3 protein-coding genes are annotated in these 4900 nt (G+C 68.4%); all 3 read left to right on the top strand.

Annotated features, from left to right (window positions below; all coding sequences use genetic code 11):
• Positions 1-3013: SDR family NAD(P)-dependent oxidoreductase (locus tag NBW77_RS21775; RefSeq protein WP_250280266.1), on the top strand; the 3013-nt coding region annotated here is incomplete at its 5' end.
• Between the two features lie 379 nt (positions 3014-3392).
• A complete protein-coding gene (locus NBW77_RS21765) occupies positions 3393-3914 on the top strand; it encodes a PNPOx family protein (protein WP_250280265.1) in 522 nt (173 codons plus the stop codon).
• 122 nt (positions 3915-4036) lie between these two features.
• Positions 4037-4900 (top strand): beta-ketoacyl synthase N-terminal-like domain-containing protein (locus tag NBW77_RS21760; RefSeq protein WP_250280264.1); only part of this gene is annotated, 864 nt, incomplete at its 3' end.

Here is a 4900-nt window from a genome sequence, read left to right as displayed (position 1 = left end):
ACGGCGGCGCGAAGACCGGACATTGTCCGACCCGGGCTCCGTAGGCCTCGACGCGGCGGGTCACCCCCTGCTGCGCGTGCGGGTCGACCGGGCGGACGGCGACGGCGTCGTCCTCACCGGGCGGTTGTCCGTCGAGGACCAGCCGTGGCTTGCCGATCACGCCGTGATGGACACCGTCCTGCTGCCGGCAACCGGGTTCGTGGAGCTCGCGAACCATGCGGCGACGGTGGTCGGCGCTCGGCGGGTCGACGAGCTCATACTGCACGTTCCGCTCGTGCTGCCCGAGCGCGGCGGCGTCCGCGTTCAGGTGGTGGTGGGGGCGCCCGACGCTGATGGCCGGCGTGAGCTGACGGTGTACTCCCGAGCGGAATCCGGCGGCGACGACGGCGGCGAGCGGCCGTGGACCACGCACGCGACGGGCCTGCTCGGGCCGGGAACTGCCGGTGACAGCGACGTCGCCGACGCTCAGCCGGATGCCGACACGCTGGCGACCTGGCCGCCACCCGACGCCGAGGTGATGGAGATCGCTGGAGCGTATGAATGGTTTGCCGGCGAGGGGTACGCCTACGGGCCGACCTTCCAGGGCCTGCGCCGGGCGTGGCGCCGTGGCGCCGACGTCTTCGCCGAGGTCGCGTTGCCCGACGACGTCGCTCAGGACGCCGACGGCTACCACCTGCATCCCGCGCTGTTGGACGCGGCGCTGCACGCTTCTGTCATGACCATGCGCGGTGAGTCGCAGACGGCGGTCCTGCCGTTCTCCTGGAAGGATGTGCGGCTGCACGGACCGGCGACCACATCGCTGCGCGTGTGGCTGCGCCGGGTCCGCGACGACGCGGTCGCGGTTGTAGTCGGGGATACCGATGGACGGCTCGTCGCATCCGTCGGGGCGGTGGCTGGTCGAGCGGTGTCCCCCGAGCAGCTGGACGAGGCACGCAAAGCGGTCGGCACGACCGCTCCAGGGATCGAGTCCTGGCGCTACGAGATCACCTGGAAGCTTGCCGAGGACGTGCCGGTCGGCTCGGTCGAGGGACTATGGCTGGCCGTGATACCGGCGTCGTTCCGCGCCGACGCATGGGTGCACGCGGCAGGGAAGGCGCTCACCGCGCGGGGGGCCAGGGTCCACGCGATCGTCGTCGATGACGACGGCTCGGGTGGCCCCAGCCTGGATCGGGCTGGACTCAGGGAGCGGATCGCGGCGGCGTGTCCCGACGGTGAACCGGTGCGGGGCGTGCTGTCCTGGCTCGGCCTCGACGAGCGGATGCTCCCGTCGGCCGACGCCGTGCCCGCGGGACTCGCGTTGTCGGTCGTCCTCGTACAGGCGCTCGAGGACGCCGACGTCGACGCACCGGTCTGGTTCGTGACCATCGACGCGATGGCCGCGGTCCCGGGCGACATGCTGGATCACCCGATCCAGTCGGCCGTGTGGGGACTGGGCCGGGCCGTCGGCCTGGAGCAACCCCGACGGTGGGGCGGAGTCGTGGACGTTCCAGCCCTGGCCTCAGACGAGCCGGCCGGCGCGGTCGCCGAGCAGGCCGGTGGTCGCCTGATCGACCTGCTCGGCGCGGACTGGCGGGAGGATCAGATCGCGATTCGGCCGTCCGGGGTGTACCTGCGCCGTCTGGCCAGAAGCTTGGTCGCCGACATCGACGCGGACGGCGGCTGGACGCCGTGCGGAACCGTGCTGGTGACGGGCGGTACGGGCGCCCTCGGCGGCCACGTCGCGCGGTGGCTGGCGGCGAAGGGGGCCACGCATCTGGTGCTGACCAGCCGGGCCGGCCGGTCGGCCTCCGGGGCCGCGGAGCTGGAACGGGAACTGGCCGAGCTTGGAGCTCAGGTCACGATCGCCCAGTGTGATGTCGCCGACCGTGCGCAGGTCGCCGAACTGCTGGCGGCTCTCCCTGACGACCCGCCGCTGACGGCCGTGATCCACACCGCCGGGGTCTCCAACGACGGCGTGATCGACGCGCTGACGCCTCAGGCTGTGCAGACGGTCCTGCGATCGAAGATCACTGGCGCGATGAATCTGGATGAGCTGACCCGCGATCGGGATCTGTCCGCGTTCGTGATGTTCTCGTCGGTGTCCGGGGTGCTCGGGACCGCCGGGCAGGCCGGCTATGGTGCGGCGAACACCTTCCTCGACTCGCTGGTCCAGGCCCGCCGCGCCCGGGGTCTGGCCGGAACGTCGTTCGGTTGGGGCATGTGGGGCGGTGGCGGGATGGCGGCCCTCGGCTCGAACGAGGAACGCATCGTGCGTGTCGGGATCCGGGCAATGGACCCCCAGGACGCGATGGCCGTCATGGACCAGGCGATGTCGGAGAACGCGGAATTCCTCACCGTGCTCGACGTGGACTGGCGGCGCTACGTCGCCAGGATTTACGGTGGCAATCCGAGCCCGTTGATCAGCGATCTGCCCGAGCTGCGAGCCGCGCGGTCGGTGGCCGTCGGTGCCGGGGCCGCTGCCGCGGGCGGGCAGTCGTGGAGCGACCGGCTCGCCACCATGTCCGAGGTGGAGCGCGGCCGGGCGCTTATGGCCCTGGTCCGCGAGACGGTCGCGGCCGTCCTCGGGTTCGCCTCGGTCGGGGACGTCGCCCCGGCCCGCGCCTTCAGCGAGCTGGGCTTCGACTCCCTGGCCGCGGTCGAGCTGCGCAACAAGCTCAATGCGGCCACCGGGCTGCGGCTACCGGCTACTTTGATCTTCGATTATCCGACGCCGACGGCGGTCGCAGACCTGCTGCTGAGCGAGCTGGTGGCTGAGAAGGAGACGACGGTCGACTCGGTGCTCGCCGAACTGGACCGGTTGGAGTCCATTCTGGCAACGCTTGCGCTCGGGGATGACGAGGCCGGCCGGGTGGCGGCCCGCGCCGACGAGATTCTGGCGAAGGTGACATCGGGCCGAGTGCAGCGCCGGGCCGTGGCCGGCGCTGCCGGCGTGTCGACCGAGATGATCGAGTCGGCGTCGGACGACGAGATGTTCGACTTCATCAACACCCAACTTGGGAAGTCGAGCTCCTGACCTGTCTCACGCGCGTCAGGCAATTTTCAGGTAATCACTCGTCCGGTGATGTCGGCGCGGGGTGGGGCTTCTTGGTATGCGGGGCATGGCGGGCGTTGCCGGCGGACTTCCTGTCGTGGCAGACGGTGTACGGGTTCTTCCTCCGCTGGGAACGTGTGGGGGTGACCGCCCGGCTGAACGACGTGTCGCGGGACAAGCTGCGGGTGCCGTGCGGCCCGGCCCCGGCCCCAACACTCCGACCGCCGGGGTGTTGGAATCTTAGGGGTTGTAAGGGCTTCCGGAAATATTAGGGTGGATATGAAGTTCGCACGGCTCGCACATCACCTCCATCGGCGTACGGAAGCGGTGACAGCATGACGACTACTGAAGCGGTGACAGCATGACGACTACTGAAGCGACAGGGACCCGTCGTACACCGGTCGTGGCACCGGCCTATATATCCGGCGGCACGGCATCGGGACCGCAGCTCGACTGGGAGTGGGTCGAGAAGCGTCTGAGCGAGAACTTGAACTACTGGCTGGCCACGACGCTGCCGGACGGAACCCCGCACGTTCGGCCGATCTGGGCCTTCTGGAGGGACGGTGAGCTCTACTTTTGTACGGTGAACCGTTGTGTCGACTACCTGAAGAGCGGCAAGCCGGTGTTGATACACCTCGAAAGCGGTGTCGATGTCGTCATCGTCGAGGGTAGGGCCACTCAGCTGAAGACGAAGGCGGAGAACGCCGTAATCTCAGACGCCTACCGTGAGCTGCTCAACCACGAGACCATCGCGACAGACGAAGGCGTTTATACCGTTAATGAGGGGTACGGTGGGCCGGGCTACAAGTTGGCGCCGACCAAGATTCTCGGGTGGGTGGCCCCGAACTTCGCAGTCGCGACTAGGTGGACGTTCCCGGAGTGAACGGATCGTGACCGCGTCGGTGGACGGGCCGCGTAGGCCGCCCGCCCACCAAGCTGCTTATTTCCTGACCGGCTCGACTGGCTTCTCCCATAACACCGGCGACACTCTCCATATCCGCTTTCATGCCCGCATCCAAAGGGGGCACAGTTCCAGTGGAAAACGAACAGAAGCTCCGTGAATACCTCAAGTGGGTCACCGCTGATCTGGTTCAGTCTCGCGAACGGGTGAAGGACCTGGAGGCCCAGGCCAGCGAGCCGATCGCAATCATCGGTATGTCCTGCCGGTATCCCGGTGACGTGCGTTCGCCCGAGGATCTGTGGCGGGTCGCTGACTCCGGCACCGATGCCATCATTCCCTTCCCCTCGGACCGGGGATGGGATATCGAAGGCATGTTCGACCCGGAACTGTCCCGTCCCCGGACGATCTCCTCGACCGAGGGCGGTTTCATGCCGGGAGCCGGTTTCTTCGACGCCGGCTTCTTCGGTATCTCCCCCCGTGAGGCGTTGGCGATGGATCCGCAGCAGCGGTTGTTGCTGGAGACCTCCTGGGAGGCGATTGAACGAGCTGGAATCGACCCACAGTCGCTGCGCGGCAGTCGGACCGGTGTGTTCGTCGGCTCGAACATCTGGGATTACGCCCCGCCGCTCACGCGAGCGCCGGAGGAAGTCTCCGGCTATCTGATGACCGGGAACACGCCGAGTGTGATGTCGGGCCGGATCGCCTACGTGCTCGGGCTGGAAGGGCCGGCGTTGACGGTGGATACGGCCTGCTCGTCCTCGCTGGTGGCCCTGCACATCGCGGCGCGGGCGCTTCGGGCACAGGAATGTTCACTCGCGCTCGTCGGGGGCGCGGCACTGATGGCGTCACCCGGCGTCCTGATTGAGTTCAGCCGCCAGGGCGGGATGGCGTCGGACGGCCGGTGTAAGTCGTTCGGCGCTGGAGCCGACGGGGTCGGCTGGGGTGAGGGCGTCGGCATGCTGATGGTA

The organism is Frankia sp. Cppng1_Ct_nod (genome assembly GCF_920656135.1).
GTDB classification, from domain to species: domain Bacteria; phylum Actinomycetota; class Actinomycetes; order Frankiales; family Frankiaceae; genus Protofrankia; species Protofrankia meridionalis.
Note: the sequence above shows the minus strand (reverse complement) of the source record. Positions and strands in the feature narration are given on the sequence as shown.

What these genes read in the sequence shown, in the direction of transcription:
- NBW77_RS21765 (WP_250280265.1), top strand. Translation starts at nt 3,393, where the DNA reads ATGACGACTACTGAAGCGACAGGGACCCGTCGTACACCGGTCGTGGCA.